Consider the following 15,875-nt stretch of genomic DNA (forward strand, 5'->3'; position numbering starts at 1 on the left):
CGTGTCCGGGCGCGGTGGTCGAGAAATCGTATTCGGTTTTCATGGAACTCCTCCAGTGGAAATGTCGGCAGCTTTTGGTTGGATACAAATATACGTACGGAGGAGCCGGAAGGCTGCCGGAAAGCGACGAGATGCATTATTTGCAGGTTGAACTGCAAAAAAACGCGTGTTTTTACATGTGGGGCTGGCTGAACAGTAAGTTAAGATGCGTGTTTTCGACACTATATGGAGCAGCCCCCATGGCAAGTAGCTTGCTGGCCTTACTCGACGATATCGCGACCATTCTTGACGACGTCACCGTCATGAGCAAAGTGGCCGCCAAGAAGACGGCCGGCGTGCTGGGCGACGACCTGGCGCTCAATGCGCAGCAGGTGTCGGGGGTGAATCCGGACCGTGAACTGCCGGTGGTGTGGGCCGTGGCGATGGGGTCGATGGTCAACAAGGCGATCCTGGTGCCGGCCGCGCTGGCGATCAGCGCGCTGGCGCCGTGGGCGGTGACGCCGCTCCTCATGATCGGCGGCGCCTTCCTTTGCTATGAGGGTTTCGAGAAAGTGGCGCACAAGCTGCTGCACAGCGAGGCCGAGGACGAAGCCCACCACCAGGAACTGCGCGATGCGCTGACCGACCCGTCGGTGGACATGGTGGCGCTGGAAAAGGAAAAGATCAAAGGCGCGATCCGCACCGACTTCATCCTGTCGGCCGAAATCATCGTGATCTCGCTCGGCACCGTGGCGCTGCAGCCGTTCACCCAGCAGCTGATGGTGCTGGTGACCATCGCGCTGGTGATGACGGTTGGCGTGTACGGGCTGGTGGCGGGCATCGTCAAGATGGATGACGCCGGCCTCTACCTGAGCCGGCTTGCCAATGGGGCGGCGCGGGCGGTCGGCAACGGGCTGCTGTGGGTCGCGCCCAAGCTGATGAAGTCGCTGTCGGTGCTGGGTACCGCCGCGATGTTCATGGTGGGCGGCAGCATCCTGATGCATGGTGTGCATTCGCTGGCGGCGATGGTCGAGGGCGCGGCGGTGGCTGCTGGAACCGTGCCGGGAGTGGGCGTGGTACTGAAGGCGTTAACGCCAACGTTGATCGACCTGGTGGCGGGCGTGATCGCGGGCGCCGTGGTGCTGCTGTTGGTGACGGTTGTGCAGAAGGCCTTCAAGCGCAAGGCTTGAGGCGGGGCGGGGCGCGATGCCCCGCTTTTGAAGGTCTTTGGGCGGCGCCGTTTGGGCGCCGCTTTTCATTTGCGGCGACTGTCCATGCTTACGCGAAACTGACTAGAAAATATTTACTGTTGTTATCTGCGTCAAATTTGGTGCTGTCGAATTGACATAGTTGCATGTAAGTACGAATATCAAGCCGGGATTTAGCACTACAGCCTCGCTTTGCACGGGAGGTATGCCCTGTCACAGTTGTTCGCGTCACTCATCAACGAGGAATAAAAACAATGCATGGAACAATCGTACCCAAGAAACACATTCTCGCCCTGACCATCGCGTCGCTGTTCGCCAGCGGCGCAGCGACCGCCCAGGTCGTTACCGCCGACGACACTGCCACCGCCACCGTCGTCGTCACCGGTACCAGGGTTGCCACCCGCACCGCTCTCGACACCGCCGCCCCGGTCGACGTCATTTCCGCCGAAACCCTGAAGAACACCGGCACCACCGAGATGAACCAGGCGCTGTCGGTCGCGCTGCCTTCGCTGAATTTCCCGCGCCCCGGCCTGGCCGACGGCACCGACACCATCCGCCCGGCCACCCTGCGCGGCATGGCGCCGGACCAGACGCTGGTGCTGGTCAACTCCAAGCGCCGCCATGCGTCCTCGCTTGTCAACGTCAACGGCACCATCGGGCGCGGCTCGGCGGCGGTCGACATGAACACGATTCCCACTTCGATCGTCAAGACCATTGAAGTGCTGCGCGACGGCGCGGCCGCCCAGTACGGCTCGGATGCGATTTCGGGCGTGGTCAACGTGCGCCTTCGCACCGACCGCACCGGCGGCGAAGCGACCGTCACCTACGGCGAGCGCGACACCGACTACGACATCCTGACCAGCGCCGCGCCAGCGGGCGCCACCTGGAGCGCGAAGAACTCGCGCAAGCGCAACGACGGCGAAACCGCCACCGTCGGCATCTGGAAGGGCCTGGCGATAGGCGAGAGCGGCTTCCTGACCCTGGCTGCCGAGTACAAGGACCAGAAACGCACCGAACGCGGCGGCTACGACATGCGCCAGCAGTATCCGCTGGTGAACGGCAGATTCGATCCGCGCGAAGCGACCATCGACCGCTTCAACGCCTGGTACGGCGAGCCGGAAATGACCCAGGCGACCTTGTTCGCCAACGCCGGCAACAACCTCGGCGGCGGCGCCAGGATCTATGGCTGGGCCAGCTACCAGAACCGCGATGCGCGCTCGGCCGGCTTCTTCCGGCGCGCGATCCAGGACCAGAACATCATCTCGATCTACCCGAATGGCTTCCTGCCGATCATCGCGCCGACCGTGGACGACTACAGCGCCACCGCCGGCGTCAGCTGGATGGCTGGCGACTGGGCGATGGATACCTCGCTCGGCTACGGCAAGAACAAGATGGCGTTCACCATCGAAAACACGCTGAACCGTTCGATCGGCCCGAACAGCAAGACCGAGTTCGACGCGGGCGGTTTCTCGTACGACCAGCTGGTGCTGAACCTGACCGGCGTGCGCAGCGTGGACATGGCATCGCTGGCGTCGCCAGTGAACGTGGCGGTCGGCGCCGAAGCGCGGCGCGAAGGCTACAAGCTGTTTGCCGGCGAGCCAGACTCCTACCGCTACGGCGGCGTGGTGCTGCCGAGCGGCCTGCCGGCGCCTCCGGGCGCCCAGGTATTCCCTGGCTTCCGTCCAGCCAACGCGAGCAACACCCACCGCACCGCCATCGGCGCGTTCGCCGACGTCGAGGCCAACCTGACCAAGGAACTGCTGGCCTCGGTCGCGGTGCGCGCCGAGCACTATTCCGACTTCGGCGACAGCCTGACCGGCAAGCTGGCGCTGCGCTACGACTTCAACAAGTCGTTTGCCTTGCGCGCTTCGGCACAGAACGGCTTCCGCGCGCCGTCGCCGCAGCAGCAGAACTTCACCACCACCTCGACCAACTTCATCGACGGCATTCCGTACGAGATCACGACCTTCAAGCCAAACGACCCGGTCGCGATCGCGCTCGGCGCCAAGCCGCTCGATGCCGAGAAGTCGACCAACGTCTCGCTGGGCGGCATCATGCGCCTGGGCGGGATGAGCGTGACGGTCGACGCCTACCGCATCGACATCGAAGACCGCATCATCCTGTCGGAAAACCTGACCTCGGCCGCCGTGCGCAACTTCATCACCTCGCGCGGCTTCATCGGCGTGGGCGGCGGGCGCTTCTTCATCAACGGCGTCGACACCACCACCCGCGGCGTTGATGTGGTGATGAGCATGCCGTGGAACGCCGGCGACAGCGGCAAGTTCGACCTGACGCTGGCGGCCAACTTCAGCGATACCGAAGTGACCAAGGTGCCCGTCACCGCCCAGCTGGCCGCGCTGAACCCGGCGCCGGTGCTGTTCGACCGCATCAACGTGCTGTCGCTGGAGCAGGGCCAGCCGAAGAACAAGTTCAACGCCAACCTGAACTGGAAGCTGGGCCAGTGGGGCGCCACCTTCCGCGCCACCCGCTACGGCAAGGTGCTGGCGCCTGGCACCAGCGCGCCGCTGGACTTCGTGCTCGATCCGCAAACCGTGGTCGACCTCGAGGCCCGCTACGCAGTCACCAGGCAGCTGAACCTGGCGATCGGCGCCGACAACGTGTTCGACGAGTACCCGGCTTCGCTGCCGCCGGCGCTGAACACGACCGGCAATGCGCCGTTCTCGAACTTCGCGCCTTACGGCCGTTCGGGCCGCTTCATCTACGTCCGCGCGGCGTATAGCTTCTAACGAAGCAGGGGTGGATAGCCGCAACGGCATCCACCCCTGCTTTTTCCTCCGCACCACATTTCCCTTCCCCCAGCGCCGCCACACTTGCCCCGTTTTCGTCCCCCGGGAGTATGGACCTATGCGAAACTTGAGGTATCAGACCGACGGGCGCTACCAGAACAATGCCGCCGATTGCGCCACGGTCAACGCAGCGCCCGCTTCCTGGCCGAGAATTGGCATGGCGCTGCAGCGCGCCGACAAGGAGAATTCAATGGCAACTATTCGACAAGCAAAACAGGACGACCTTCCAGCCATCCGGCAAATCCTCACCGACGCGGGCCTGCCTTCGTCCGACATCGGCGCGGCGCACCTGGCCGATTTCGTGGTGCTGGTGAAGGACGACGACATCGTCGGCTGCGTGGGCATCGAGCGCTACGGCAGCGATGCGCTGTTGCGCTCGCTGGCGGTGGACGCCTCGCGCCGTGGCGTGGGGCAAGGACGCCACCTGGTGGAAGCGATCGAGGCGCGCGCGGCGCAGTCCGGCGTGTCGCGGCTGTTCCTGCTGACCACCAGCGCGTCGGGCTTCTTCGAGGACCACGGCTACCGGCTGATCGAGCGCGACGCCGTTCCGGAGCCGCTGACGCACAGCGCGCAATTTTCCGAGCTGTGCCCGGCCAGTGCCGCATGCATGGAAAAGGACCTGGTGGCGCTCATCAGAATTGCTCCAGGAAACCCTGTTCTTCAGGGCAGGGAGTGAAAGGAGCCGGGCGCGTAGCGCCCGCAGCCGTCCAAGTGAAAAAATGTTTTGAACTTTGGTGTTGGTCCACGGTCAAACTCTATAAGTGCTTCAGTATGCGATTACGCGCTGGGGCATGACTCACCAGTACCGCTTTTTCCAATCCGCAGTCGCCATCGGCGAGGTCGAAAGATATCCTGCGGATTGAATGAGAAGCTGGGCTCGTTTCAGTCCGGCTTCCGTCTGGGCATCAGACGCCAGCAGTGGGAATCCCCTTCCGTTCACGAAGGGGAGGATGTCAAGCCAAAGCTGGTTGGATAGCCAGCGCCTGTTACGCGCCCGCCGCGCTTAATCGGCCGGCGCCGATTCGGGATGGCGTTGTGCGGGATCGACCGTGAGCAGTTCCGGGTCGCGCAGGCGGACGTTGCCTGAGCGAATCCCACCAATCATTCCCCAGGCGGCGACCCAGCGACTCGCCCTTTCCTGCTCTCCGGGCGTGGCGGCGACCATGGCGCGGTTGATCGCACGGCTCATTCGAAGCATGCCGTAGCTCTTACGTTGTTGACGATCGACTGACATGGTGCCCAGTTGGTTACAAAATTTTCACAGTTGCGTATTTTAGAAGGCGAACTGGACATGACCACTGTGCGCGCATACAGCCATTTGTTGTTAATTCGTACGCAATTTGAAATTTACACTTTTCGTGGTGCAACTTACTCCGAATCATTGCTCAAATATCTAGTTTCATTGCGCTTTCGCATGAACACGGCAAATAAGCTGTACGGAAGGCTGGAACGGTTCGTTGACGCACAGTCCACGTCGTGCCTCGGCAGCTAGTGTGGTTCCATGAGCTGTCAGTAACCGGGTTTTCTATGAATCACCGTCCCAAAGAAGAGCGCAAGGCATACACCATGCACCGCACGGCCGAAGCAATCGGCCGGGCCATCCGTTCCGAGTCGCCGCAGGATCAGGAGCGCGCCAGGCGCTGGGCGGCCGCATGGGGCGTGGTGAGCGGCATCCGCTCGAGCGGGGTGCGCCTGCGCCGCAGCGTGCTGTTCGATGCGCGGCGCACCAGGCGCGGGCCGAAGCCGGCTTGATCAGCGCGGCCGGGCCAGTGTTTTCACTATCTTGTACTGGGCATCGACCATCGCGATATTGGGGTCGTGGCCGACTTGCGGCAGCAGCACATATTCCTTGCGCGGCGCCGACAGCGCATCGAACCACGGTTTGGTCACCGCCGGAATCGTGACCAGGTCTTGCTCGCCCTGGATGATGTAGACCGGCAGGTCGAACCTCATGCCCAAGGCCGGCAGGTCGACTTTGGAATAGATGCCGTCGCCCTGCATGCCAACAAACTGGATATACGAGTAATCTTCGCCCGCTTCGTAATCGGCCGCCGCCTTCGGCGTGTCGTACCCGGGTGCCGGAGTCCACCATGACTTGGGAGCAGGCGTCGTCGCCTTGCCCTCGTAGATGCGGCTGGCCCGGCGCGCGATGCCGAAGTTGCGCGGATTTGTCCAGGGCGGCGTGCCCAGCGCTTCCAGCGCAGCCACCGTCTTGCTGTCGCCGGCGGCGCGCGCGGCGGCCAGGATGCCGCGGTAGCTGCCCTGGCTGTTGTCGCGATAGCTGAGCAGTTGACTGGTGCCCACGTAGGCCGTGAACAAGCCCGGCCGCGCCTTGGCCATGTGCACCGCGAGTACCGAACCCCACGAACTGCCCATCAGGATCACGCTTTTCTGGCCGAAGCGTTTGGCGACGTATTCGGCGACTTCGATGCCGTCGCGAGTCATCTGTTCGAGCAGCAGCGGCGAATCGGCCGCGCCGGGATTGCGCCCGAAGGTGAAGCCGGCGCCGCGCTGGTCTCACTGCACCAGGGTGAAATCCTTTTCCCATGCGCCGTAGACATTGTGCGCGTAGGGACTGAGCGGGTTGCCGGGACCGCCGTGGATGAACAGGATGATGGGATTGTTGCAGTTGGCGCCGCTGACCGTGATCCACTGCTCGATGCCACCGATCGGAACGAAGCCTTCGTCGCCAACCTTGCTGCCGCTGGCCTTTACGCAGTCATGCGTGGCGACCGGGACAGGCTCGACGGCCAGCGCGGGAAGCGCGAACGCCACAAGTGTGGACAAAAGCCAGGAGCGAGCAGTTCGGTGCATTGGCGGCTTTCTGAAAAGTTATACTTTTAACTATAATACTGTCAATTTACCTGCCCTCAAAAAGTGACGACGAAGCGTGCACCTCCGCCAACAGACTTGGCGTATCGCACAGCGCCGCCGTTCCTGTGCACAAGTTGCCGCACCATGGCAAGGCCAATGCCGCTGCCCCGCTTACGGGTCGAAAAGAAGGGCGTGAAGATGTCGGCGATGACGTCATCCGGCACACCGGGGCCGTTGTCGCAGACTTCGAAGCGGAGCCGCCCGCCGCGCGCGAACTTCGCGCTGACGTGTACTTCGGGCGCCGCGAGGCCGCCGGTGGCTTCTTCCGCGTTCTTGAGCAGGTTGACGATGGCCTGTTCCAGCTGGCCGGGGTCGGCCATCAGTTCGAGCGATGCGGGTTCGACGGAAAACACGCAAAGGCCGCCGCGCGCCTGCCACGATGGCGCCACCAGGGCCGACAGCCGGGCGAACAACGCGGCGACGGCGACGCGCTGCGGGCGGGCTTCAGGCACGCTGGCCAGCGCGCGGTAGCCGCCGACGAAATGGGCAAGGCTGTCGGCGCGGCGGCTGATCGCGTCCAGCGCGAGGTCGAGATCGTCCGCCAGTTCGGAAGGCAGCGTGGGACGGACGCCGGCTAGCAGTTCGCGCGAAGTGTGCGACAGCGAGGCAACCGGCGTCAGCGAGTTCATGATTTCGTGGGTCAGCACGTGCACCAGCTTTTGCCACGCATGCATGGCCTCTGCCGCGAGCTCGTTCTCCACCGGCATCAGCGCGACCAGGCGTTGCGGCGTGCCTTCGACCGTGATCGATGCCGCCGATGCGAGCGCGCGTTCGGCGCCGCGCTCGGTGTCGAATTCGATGACGCTGCGCTGGCCGGCCGCCAATGCCGCCAGCGTATTACGGAGTGCTTCGGCGTCCGATGCGCGACCTGGCGCCAGCAAGCGGCGCGCACTGGCGTTAACCGGCTCGACGCTGTTGGTGTGCGACGGGATGACGCTGAACAGCGCGATCGGCGCATGTTCGAGCTGCGATTCGAGCGCGAGGACCGTGGCGGCGAGTTGCTGCCGGTCGTGAGGAATCCCCACCGGCACTTCGACGGGCAGTACGCGCGCCGCATCGATGAGGGCCGTGGTGCCGTGGCGGATCAGTACGACGGACATCAGTGCCGCGAGCCCGCTTCCCGCCAATGCCAGCGCGCCGCCGGCATCGTAGCTCACGCCCGCAAACAGGGCTGCGCCGGCAAGCAGCACCGAGCCGGCTACGACAAGGCGCTGGGGATCAGAGGCCATGCTTGTCGAGCTTTCGGTACAGGGCGGCGCGGCTGATGCCGAGCAGACTGGAGGCGCGGCTGATGTTGCCCTTTACCTGTTCCAGTGCGGCGGCGATGGCGTCGCGCTCAAGTTCATCGAGCTTGCGGGCGTCGATGGCGCTACTTGCCGAAGCCGGGACCGTCGGCGAGCCGGCGTGCAGGCCGAAATCGGCGAGGCTGTACATATCTGATTCAGACAGGATCACCGCGCGCTCGCAGGCATGCCTCAGCGAGCGCACGTTGCCGGTCCAGCAATGCGCGCACAGGGCGTCGAAGGCGGCGGGTGCGACGGTGCGCGCCTGCTTGCCATACTGGGCTTCGTAGTGAACCAGGTAGTGTCGCAGCAGCTCGGGAATGTCTCCTGCGCGCTCGCGCAATGGCGGCACACGGATCACGATCGTATTCAGGCGGAACAGCAGGTCGGGCCGGAACACGGCCGGATCGTAAAGCCTGGCTTCATCGAGATTGGTGGCGCTGACGATGCGCACGTCGATGGTTTCGGGACGGTCCGCGCCAAGGGGAGTGACTTCGCGCCGCTCCAGTGCCGTCAGCAGCTTCGATTGCGCGGCGAGCGGCAGGTTGCCGATTTCATCGAGGAACAGCGTCCCGCCGGACGCCGACTGGAACCGGCCGGCGCGGTCGTTGCGGGCATCGGTGAACGAGCCTTTGCGGTGGCCGAACAATTCGCTTTCGAGCGTCGCTTCCGGCAGGCTGCCCATGTCCACTGGGAGGAAGTTGCCGCCAGCGCGGCGCGAAGCCTGGTGGATCGCACGCGCCACCAGTTCCTTGCCGACGCCATTTTCGCCCAGCACCATCACGTTGGCTTCGGTGGGGCCGACGCTGGCGATGAAGGCGCGCAGGCTGCGCATGGCGGCGGAGCTTCCCTTCAGCCCTTCGCCGGCTACCTGCGGCGCCACTGTGGCGCGGCGTGCCAGTGCGCCATCGACTGCGGCCACGAGGCGGACGTTATCCCAAGGCTTGGTGATGAAGTCGCAGGCGCCGCGTTTCATGGCCGCCACCGCAAGCGGGACGTCGGCGTAGGCGGTCATCGCGATCACTGCCGGAGGCCTGGGCAGGGCCTGCAGCTGGTCCAGCACCCTGAGCCCCTCGGCGCCGTCGGTGCGGCCGGGCGTGAAATTGAAGTCGAGCAGGACGACATCGGGGTCGCCGTCCTGCAGGCAGCGCGCCAGCTGGCGTGGGTCGGCCAGCGTCCTGACTTGTCCCGCGCGGCGCAGCAGCAGCTTGGCCGCATAGGCAACGTCGGCATCGTCGTCGAGGATCAGGATCTGCGCTGGGTTGCAGGACATTGGGGGACCGATGGGATGAGGTGGGCCGATTCTAGCAGCAGCTTCTTGAGGCCAGCAATGAAATCGCTTCGTCTGCACAGAACTGTCCGGAAGCGAACACCCTTGTCGTCCGCTTCCGGACAAGCTTGCCTGCCCAGCCCTCGAAAACTGGGTGGCATGGAAGTTGCGGATAACCGTGTGACTCCACACATTCCACGGCTTTATCGATGACGCTTCACTTTGCAAAACCAGAGGACAGGCCTACCGGCGCCGCGATGGATCGACCTGTCCGGCCCCGCCGTTATCGCCGCAGCGCTATCGCGGCGGGCATTGCGGCGGCGGTGGCAGTGCTTGCGGCGCTGTTGTGGCAGCTGGCGCCGCGCGGATTGCAGGTACCGCTTGCGGAAGTACGCATCGCGACCGTAGAGCGGGGCTTGTTCCGCGATGACGTGGCGCTGCGCGCGACGGCCGCCCCGCTGCACTCGGTGATGCTCGATGCGGTGGAATCGGGCCGCGTGGAAGAAGTATTCGCGCGCGACGGCGCGTTGGTGCAGCGCGGTGAAGTGTTGTTCCGCCTGTCGAACCCGCAGCGACGGCTGGAACTGCTGGCGCGCGAAGCGGAGCACGCCCAGCAGATTTCCAACATGACCAACCTGCGCGTGGCGCTGGAGGCGAGCCGCACGGCGCGCCAACGGCGCGGGTCTGACCTTGCGTTCGCGCTGATGCAGGCGGAGAAGCAGCACGCGCGCAATGTGGCACTCGCGCAGAAGGGCTTTGTATCGGCGACGGTACTGGAAGAGACGGCGGACCGGCTCGCACAGCAGCGCGACTCGCTCGACACCGAAAAGGCCAGCGACGCCATCGAAAGCGCTACCCAGCGCGACGCCATCCGGCAGATGGAGCAGGCCATCGCGCGCCTGGAAGCAGGCATGCAGTTGGTGAATGCGACGGTGGAAGCGCTGGCGGTGCGCGCGCCTGTTGCGGGGCGTCTCACCGACTTCAGGCTACTGGTGGGTCAAACCGTGCCGCCCGGCCAGCGCCTTGGCCGCATCGACGATGTGGCGCAGTTCAAGCTGTCCGCGCAGGTGGACGAGTTCTACCTCAATCGCGTTACGCCCGGCCGGCGTGGCATGGCGACAATCGGAGGACAGGCGCATCCAGTTTCCGTCAGCCGCATTTACCCGCAGATCAGCGATGGGAAGTTTGCCGTGGAACTGGCTTTCGACAACAGGCAGCCCAAGTCGCTCAGCCCGGGCCAGGGCGTGGAAGCGTCGATCACGCTTGGCGGATCGAGCGAAGCGCTGCTTTTGCCGAACGACGCTTTCGTCAACGACAGCGGGGGCATGTGGGTATTTGTCGTCAGCCACGATGGCGCTGAGCGGCGCGATGTGCGTACCGGCCGCCGCAACAACAGCCAGGTGGAGGTGTTGTCGGGCCTTGCGCCGGGCGAGCGCGTGGTCGTGTCGTCGTATGCGAAGTACGGCCAGGCAAGCCGTTTGCAGTTCTCAAAATAGTTCAATGAACACCACCCAGGAGATGACACAATATGAATCCGACATCCATATCACCCCACTACATCGGCATGCTAAAGCTCCAGAGTGTCAGCAAGACCTACCAGGGCGGCGAAGTGCGCACCACGGCGCTCGACCGCATCACCCTCGACATCGATGCGGGCGAGTACGTGGCCATTACCGGGCCGTCCGGTTGCGGGAAATCGACGCTGCTGTCGATGCTTGGCCTGCTCGATACGCCGGACAGCGGCGAGTACTGGTTTGAAGGCCGCAACGTGGCCGGTTGGAGCGAAGCCCAGTTGAACCAGCTGCGACGCGGCCGCATCGGTTTCATTTTCCAGAGCTTCAACCTGATCGAGGAATTGTCGGTTGCCGAGAATGTGGAGCTGGCGCTGGAATACATGGACGTGCCGGCGAAGGAGCGGCGCCAGCGCGTGGCCGCGATGCTGGACAAGCTGGGCGTGGCGCACCGCGCGAAGCATCGGCCGTCGCAGCTATCGGGTGGACAGCAGCAGCGGGTGGCGATAGCACGCGCGCTGGTGGCGAATCCGGCGCTGCTGCTGGCGGATGAACCGACCGGTAACCTCGATACCGCGCATGGCGATGAAGTAATGCGCATCCTGCGGCAGATTAATGTGGAGGGGACGACGATTGTGATGGTGACGCACTCGCCCACGCACGCGGCCCAGGCCTCGCGCACGCTGCGGCTGCTGGACGGCCGCATCCTGGTCGACGCGCTGCAAGCCGCTTGATACGGAGCCATCGATGACACTCAAAGACTTCCGTATCGGCTGGCGAACGCTTGTACAGGAACCGGCATATTCCCTGGTGGTGATCCTTGGCCTCGGCGTTGGGCTTGCGGCTTCGCTGCTGCTGTTCGGCTTTGTGCATTACTCATGGCAGTACAACGCGCAGGTGCCGGACGCCAGCAATGTTTATGTGGTGAAGCACCGAGCCAATCTAGATCCGAAGGCGCCGTGGTACGACCAGGCGCCGCTGCTGCTGTGGGGCGCGGCTTCGAAAGCGCCCGGCGTAGTTGCGGCCACCGGATACCTGCCATCGCGTCCCAACGGGGCAGGGTTTACGGTCAATGTGGGCGGCCAGCTGTCGCAAGTGGAAAGCCTGACGGTGCTTCCCGGTTTTGCGGAGATGCTTGGGCTGCACGCGGTGCAGGGGAACCTGGCCACTGCCTTGGACAAGCCGGATAGCTTCGCCATCAGCGAGAAGGCTGCGCTGCGCGTTTTCGGCACGGTGAACGCGGTTGGACGCACGGTGAAGGCCGAGGGCCAGCTGGTGCGCGTGGGCGCCGTGCTGCGCACGCCGCCCGCGAATACGACCATTCCGTTCGATGTGCTGCTGGGCGTGAATTCCGTGTTAATGGAAAAGGGATTTCGCGAGGAGATGCTGACGGGCGCGCAAGGGTGGCCGGGCAAGCTGCTGGTACGCGTGAGGTCGACGGCGTCGGTGCCGGGCATTGAGGCCGCCTTGCAGGCGGCTCTGGACAAGGCGCCGCTTTGGCACAGGCTGGCGCCGGAAGTGAAACAACGGCTGGGCAAACGGAAGATCATGGATATTGCCTTGTCGCCGCTGCGCGAAGCCTATTTTGACCAAGAGGTGGAGGGCAACTTCATCGCCGCCGCCGGCGACCGAGCCAAGCGCGCAGTCGTGACCGGGCTGGGCGCGATCGCCGCGTTGATCCTGGCGCTGGCCGCAATGAATTACGTAAACCTGGCGGCGGTGCGTATGCTGCGCCGCCAGCGCGAAGTAGCGATGCGCAAAGTGCTGGGTGCAAGCGTGCGGCAGATCTTGTTGCATCTGCTGGCCGAATCGATGCTGGTCGCGATGGTGGCCACCGCTGTCGGTCTGTTGCTGGCATGGCTGGCGCTGCCGATGTTTTCCGAACTGGTCAACCGCGATCTGGATGGCTTGCTCACGGCAGACAATATCGGCGCGGCGCTGGTTATGGGCATGCTGCTCGGCGTCGTCACGGCCGCCTGGCCCGTATGGATCGCGGTGCGGGTCCGTCCCGGCGCGGCGCTGGCGGGAAGGGCCGGAACCGAGTCCGCGCGCGGCATGCAATTTCGCAGGGCGATGACGGTGGTTCAGGTTGCGACGGCGATGGGATTTGCCAGCGTTACGCTTGCCGTCGCCTGGCAGACCGAATTTGCGATGCGGACGTATCCCGGCTTCGATCCGGCGCCCCTACTGATCGTCGAACTGCCGTTTGAAACGATGAACGCACCCGAGAAGGCGCGCAGCTTTGCGGTGGAGCTTTCAGCGCAGCGGGCGGTGTCGGGCCTGGCGATATCTGAAGATGCGGTCGGACGGAACAACGGCGTGTTCCATCGCGAGCTGAAACGGCCGGGGGGCGCTGCTGCGACGACGGAAATGAAATGGGTGGGCGTGACTTTCTTCGAGCAGTACCGCATCAAGCCAGAGGCGGGGCGGCTATTCGATTCGCGCATCGACAAGGAAGACGATCCGGTCCCGCTTGTTATCAACGCCATCGCGGCGCGGGAACTTGGCTTTGCCAATCCGGCTGATGCGATCGGGCAAACGCTCGTGCTTCCGGGGATCGTTAACAAGCCGGTCTACAAGCGGGTTGTAGGGATTGCACCGGAAGTACGGTTCCATTCGCTGCGCGAAACACCGCGCGCGATGGGATATGAGCTGGCGACTGCCGGAACCATCCTGACCGTGCGGGCTGCCGGTTCCGTGGCTGACGCTGAACGCGCTGCCCGGGGTGTGTGGTCGAAGCATTTTCCGGATGCGATCATGAAGGCGCACCGTGCCAGCGACATCCTTGCGATCAATTATGCGGATGATGCGCGAATGGCCAAGCTGCTGGCGGTGGCGACCGGCATCGCGCTGGCGATAGCGGCGTTCGGCACGTATGTGCTGTCGGCGCATACCGTGCAGCGGCGCTCGAAGGAAATCGTGCTGCGCAAGTTGTATGGCGCGCGGAGGCGCGATATCGGGCAACTGGTGTTGAGGGAAATTGGCGCGTTGACGCTGGTGGCCGCTGCCATCGGGTTGCCACTGGCGGCGGTGGCGATACAGCGCTACCTGGCTACCTTCGTCGAGCATGCGCCTGTCGGGTACTGGACCATGCTGTTTGCGCTGGCTGCGACAGTGGCGATTGCACTGGTGGCGGTGGCGCGACATGCGTGGATTGCGATACGAATGATGCCGGCCGAGGCGCTGCGGGTGTAGCCATGCCTTCCTTTTCGTTCGTTCCCATCGCGCGCTCGGACTTCCCGGTGTTGGCTGCCTGGCTGTCCATGCCTCATGTCGCGCGCTGGTGGAACGACGATCCGTCGCCCGACGCTATCGAACAGGACTACGGGCCGTGCATCGATGGGATCGAGCCGGCCGAGGTTTTCATCGCTCACTGCGACGGGGTGTCGGTCGGACTTATCCAGCGATACCGGTTCGGCGCCTATCCGCGCTATATGGATGAACTTGCGCACATCGTTGAAGTGCCTGCCGACTACACGAGCATCGACTATCTGATTGGTCCGCCGGAGGCTTTGGGAAGGCGAATTGGCGCTGCGATGATCGCCGCCTTCGTCAGGTGCACGTGGGAGGACGACCTGAAAACCCCGGCTGTCATCGTCCCGGTGCAGGCGGATAACCGCGCTTCGTGGCGCGCCCTGGAACGGGCGGGCTTCACGCGCGTAGCGGAAGGGGAGCTGGAGCCGGACAATCCGGCCGACAGGCGCTGGCATTACATTTATCGGGTCACGCGAGAATGAGCCTGCTTGCCTGAAGGTACTCGGGGCACCAGCAGCACCAGTGCTTTCCATTGATCAGACGGCGCCAGTCATTTCCCGCCATGAAATCGTCATTGACGCGCCGTTCCGGCATCAGCCAAAGCGCCCGGTAATATAGTTTTGCGTCTCATTCTTGACGGGGGTCGTAAACACCTGGTCGGTAAGTCCAAACTCGATGATCTCCCCCATGTACATATAAGCGACGAAATCAGATAGGCGCGCTGCCTGCTGCATATTGTGCGTGACGATCAGAATCGTCACCTTCGCGTTCAGCTGTCGGATCAGTTCTTCGATACTGGCAGTGGCAATCGGATCAAGTGCAGAGGTGGGTTCGTCGAAAAGGAGGATCTCTGGATCGGTCGCGAGCGCGCGGGCTATGCACAGGCGCTGCTGTTGCCCCCCTGACAGGTTATTCGCCAGCGAGCCCAGCCGGTCCTTCACTTCATTCCACAGCGCCGCCTCCCGCAGCGCTCGCTCCACCTTCTCTTCCAGAAGATGACGGTCCTTCTCTCTGCGAATGCGCAAGCCATAGGCGACATTCGCGAACACCGACTTCGGAAACGGATTGGACTTCTGGAACACCATGCCGATGCGCATGCGTACTTCGATCGGGTCGACCTGCGGCGACAGCAAATTCGTATTGTCCGGGTACAGAACAATCTCGCCCTCATAGCGGTTGCCCGGATATAGGTCATGCATCCGGTTGAAACAGCGTAAGAAGGTCGACTTCCCGCAGCCTGATGGCCCGATGAGCGCCGTCACCCGGTTCTGCGGGACTTCCATATTCAGGTTCTTCAGCGCGTGAAGGCCAGTGTTGTAGTGAAAATTCAGATTCAACACGGATGCCTTCGGGGCATCTCCAATAAGCGGGCGGGTCCCGACCTGTCCCGATGCCTTGTTGTTCATCTTCGTCCTATCACCAACTTATACTTTTCCGCCAGCGGTAACGCAGCCAGATGGCGATGCCATTCATGCACAACGTCATCAGTACCAATACGAAACCTGCCGCTGCCGCGTTCGTCTGGAACGCCTCCTCCGGTCTGGAAGTCCAGTTGAACATCTGTATGGGCATCACGGTAAACGGTGACGACAACCAATCGAATATTCCGGCTGACGGCTCACCGCTGAACGGCGCCGGCGGCAGGAATGCGATGAAGGTCAGCGCGCCGATCGTGATGATGGGCGCTG

General features: G+C 63.6%; 15 protein-coding genes. 9 read left to right on the top strand and 6 right to left on the bottom strand.

All coding sequences use genetic code 11. From position 1 onward, the window contains the following. Positions 1-239 precede the first annotated feature (239 nt). From D3872_RS24200 to arsN2, 3 genes are all read left to right on the top strand, one after another. Positions 240-1,169, top strand: coding sequence for a DUF808 domain-containing protein (locus tag D3872_RS24200; protein ID WP_119813158.1), 930 nt, complete (start codon positions 240-242; stop codon positions 1,167-1,169). Between the two features lie 272 nt (positions 1,170-1,441). Then, on the top strand, positions 1,442-3,934 hold the full coding sequence (locus D3872_RS24205; protein ID WP_119813159.1) for a TonB-dependent receptor plug domain-containing protein: 2,493 nt from the start codon (positions 1,442-1,444) through the stop codon (positions 3,932-3,934). Positions 3,935-4,052: 118 nt separating this feature from the next. Then, entirely contained in the window at positions 4,053-4,670 is a 618-nt protein-coding gene (arsN2, locus tag D3872_RS24210) for an arsenic resistance N-acetyltransferase ArsN2 (RefSeq protein WP_229459507.1), read from the top strand. A 327-nt stretch (positions 4,671-4,997) separates the two neighbouring features. Here the strand turns inward: arsN2 and D3872_RS25405 are convergent, their stop codons facing one another. Further along, complete coding sequence (locus D3872_RS25405; RefSeq protein ID WP_147373996.1) at positions 4,998-5,192, bottom strand: hypothetical protein; 195 nt, start codon at positions 5,190-5,192, stop codon at positions 4,998-5,000. A 329-nt stretch (positions 5,193-5,521) separates the two neighbouring features. Here D3872_RS25405 and D3872_RS24215 point away from each other — a divergent pair, with 329 nt between their 5' ends. Continuing rightward, positions 5,522-5,746 (top strand): hypothetical protein, encoded by a 225-nt coding sequence (locus D3872_RS24215; RefSeq protein WP_119813160.1) that lies wholly within the window; start codon positions 5,522-5,524, stop codon positions 5,744-5,746. Here the strand turns inward: D3872_RS24215 and D3872_RS24220 are convergent, their stop codons facing one another. The 4 genes from D3872_RS24220 to D3872_RS24230 form a co-directional block, all read right to left on the bottom strand. Beyond that, positions 5,747-6,439: an alpha/beta fold hydrolase gene (locus D3872_RS24220; RefSeq protein ID WP_220477000.1), complete on the bottom strand. Its 693-nt coding sequence runs from the start codon at positions 6,437-6,439 to the stop codon at positions 5,747-5,749. Between the two features lie 72 nt (positions 6,440-6,511). Next, positions 6,512-6,808 (bottom strand): hypothetical protein, encoded by a 297-nt coding sequence (locus D3872_RS26150; RefSeq protein WP_220477001.1) that lies wholly within the window; start codon positions 6,806-6,808, stop codon positions 6,512-6,514. A 56-nt stretch (positions 6,809-6,864) separates the two neighbouring features. Continuing rightward, on the bottom strand, positions 6,865-8,097 hold the full coding sequence (locus D3872_RS24225) for a sensor histidine kinase (RefSeq protein WP_119813161.1): 1,233 nt from the start codon (positions 8,095-8,097) through the stop codon (positions 6,865-6,867). Further along, positions 8,087-9,424 (bottom strand): sigma-54-dependent transcriptional regulator, encoded by a 1,338-nt coding sequence (locus D3872_RS24230; RefSeq protein ID WP_119813162.1) that lies wholly within the window; start codon positions 9,422-9,424, stop codon positions 8,087-8,089. Before D3872_RS24230 ends, D3872_RS24225 begins: the two co-directional genes overlap by 11 nt. A 254-nt stretch (positions 9,425-9,678) precedes the next feature. Between D3872_RS24230 and D3872_RS24235 the strand changes: the two genes are divergently transcribed. From D3872_RS24235 to D3872_RS24250, 4 genes are read left to right on the top strand one after another with little or no spacing between them, the layout of a single operon-like run. Then, a complete protein-coding gene (locus D3872_RS24235; RefSeq protein WP_119813163.1) occupies positions 9,679-10,917 on the top strand; it encodes an efflux RND transporter periplasmic adaptor subunit in 1,239 nt (412 codons plus the stop codon). Between the two features lie 32 nt (positions 10,918-10,949). Continuing rightward, positions 10,950-11,666 (top strand): ABC transporter ATP-binding protein, encoded by a 717-nt coding sequence (locus tag D3872_RS24240; RefSeq protein WP_229459508.1) that lies wholly within the window; start codon positions 10,950-10,952, stop codon positions 11,664-11,666. Positions 11,667-11,679: 13 nt separating this feature from the next. Then, a complete protein-coding gene (locus D3872_RS24245) occupies positions 11,680-14,127 on the top strand; it encodes an FtsX-like permease family protein (RefSeq protein WP_119813165.1) in 2,448 nt (815 codons plus the stop codon). A 2-nt stretch (positions 14,128-14,129) separates the two neighbouring features. Then, positions 14,130-14,669: a GNAT family N-acetyltransferase gene (locus D3872_RS24250; RefSeq protein ID WP_119813166.1), complete on the top strand. Its 540-nt coding sequence runs from the start codon at positions 14,130-14,132 to the stop codon at positions 14,667-14,669. A gap of 111 nt (positions 14,670-14,780) precedes the next feature. Here D3872_RS24250 and pstB read toward each other — a convergent pair whose 3' ends face one another. Continuing rightward, complete coding sequence (gene pstB, locus D3872_RS24255; RefSeq protein ID WP_119813167.1) at positions 14,781-15,593, bottom strand: phosphate ABC transporter ATP-binding protein PstB; 813 nt, start codon at positions 15,591-15,593, stop codon at positions 14,781-14,783. A gap of 65 nt (positions 15,594-15,658) precedes the next feature. On the opposite strand from pstB, the gene D3872_RS25905 reads away from it, so the two are divergent. Beyond that, positions 15,659-15,875, top strand: a 217-nt coding sequence (locus D3872_RS25905) for a hypothetical protein (RefSeq protein WP_182915924.1), incomplete at its 3' end; no start/stop codon positions are given.

Source organism: Massilia cavernae (genome assembly GCF_003590855.1).
Classification (GTDB): Bacteria; Pseudomonadota; Gammaproteobacteria; order Burkholderiales; family Burkholderiaceae_D; genus Telluria_A; species Telluria_A cavernae.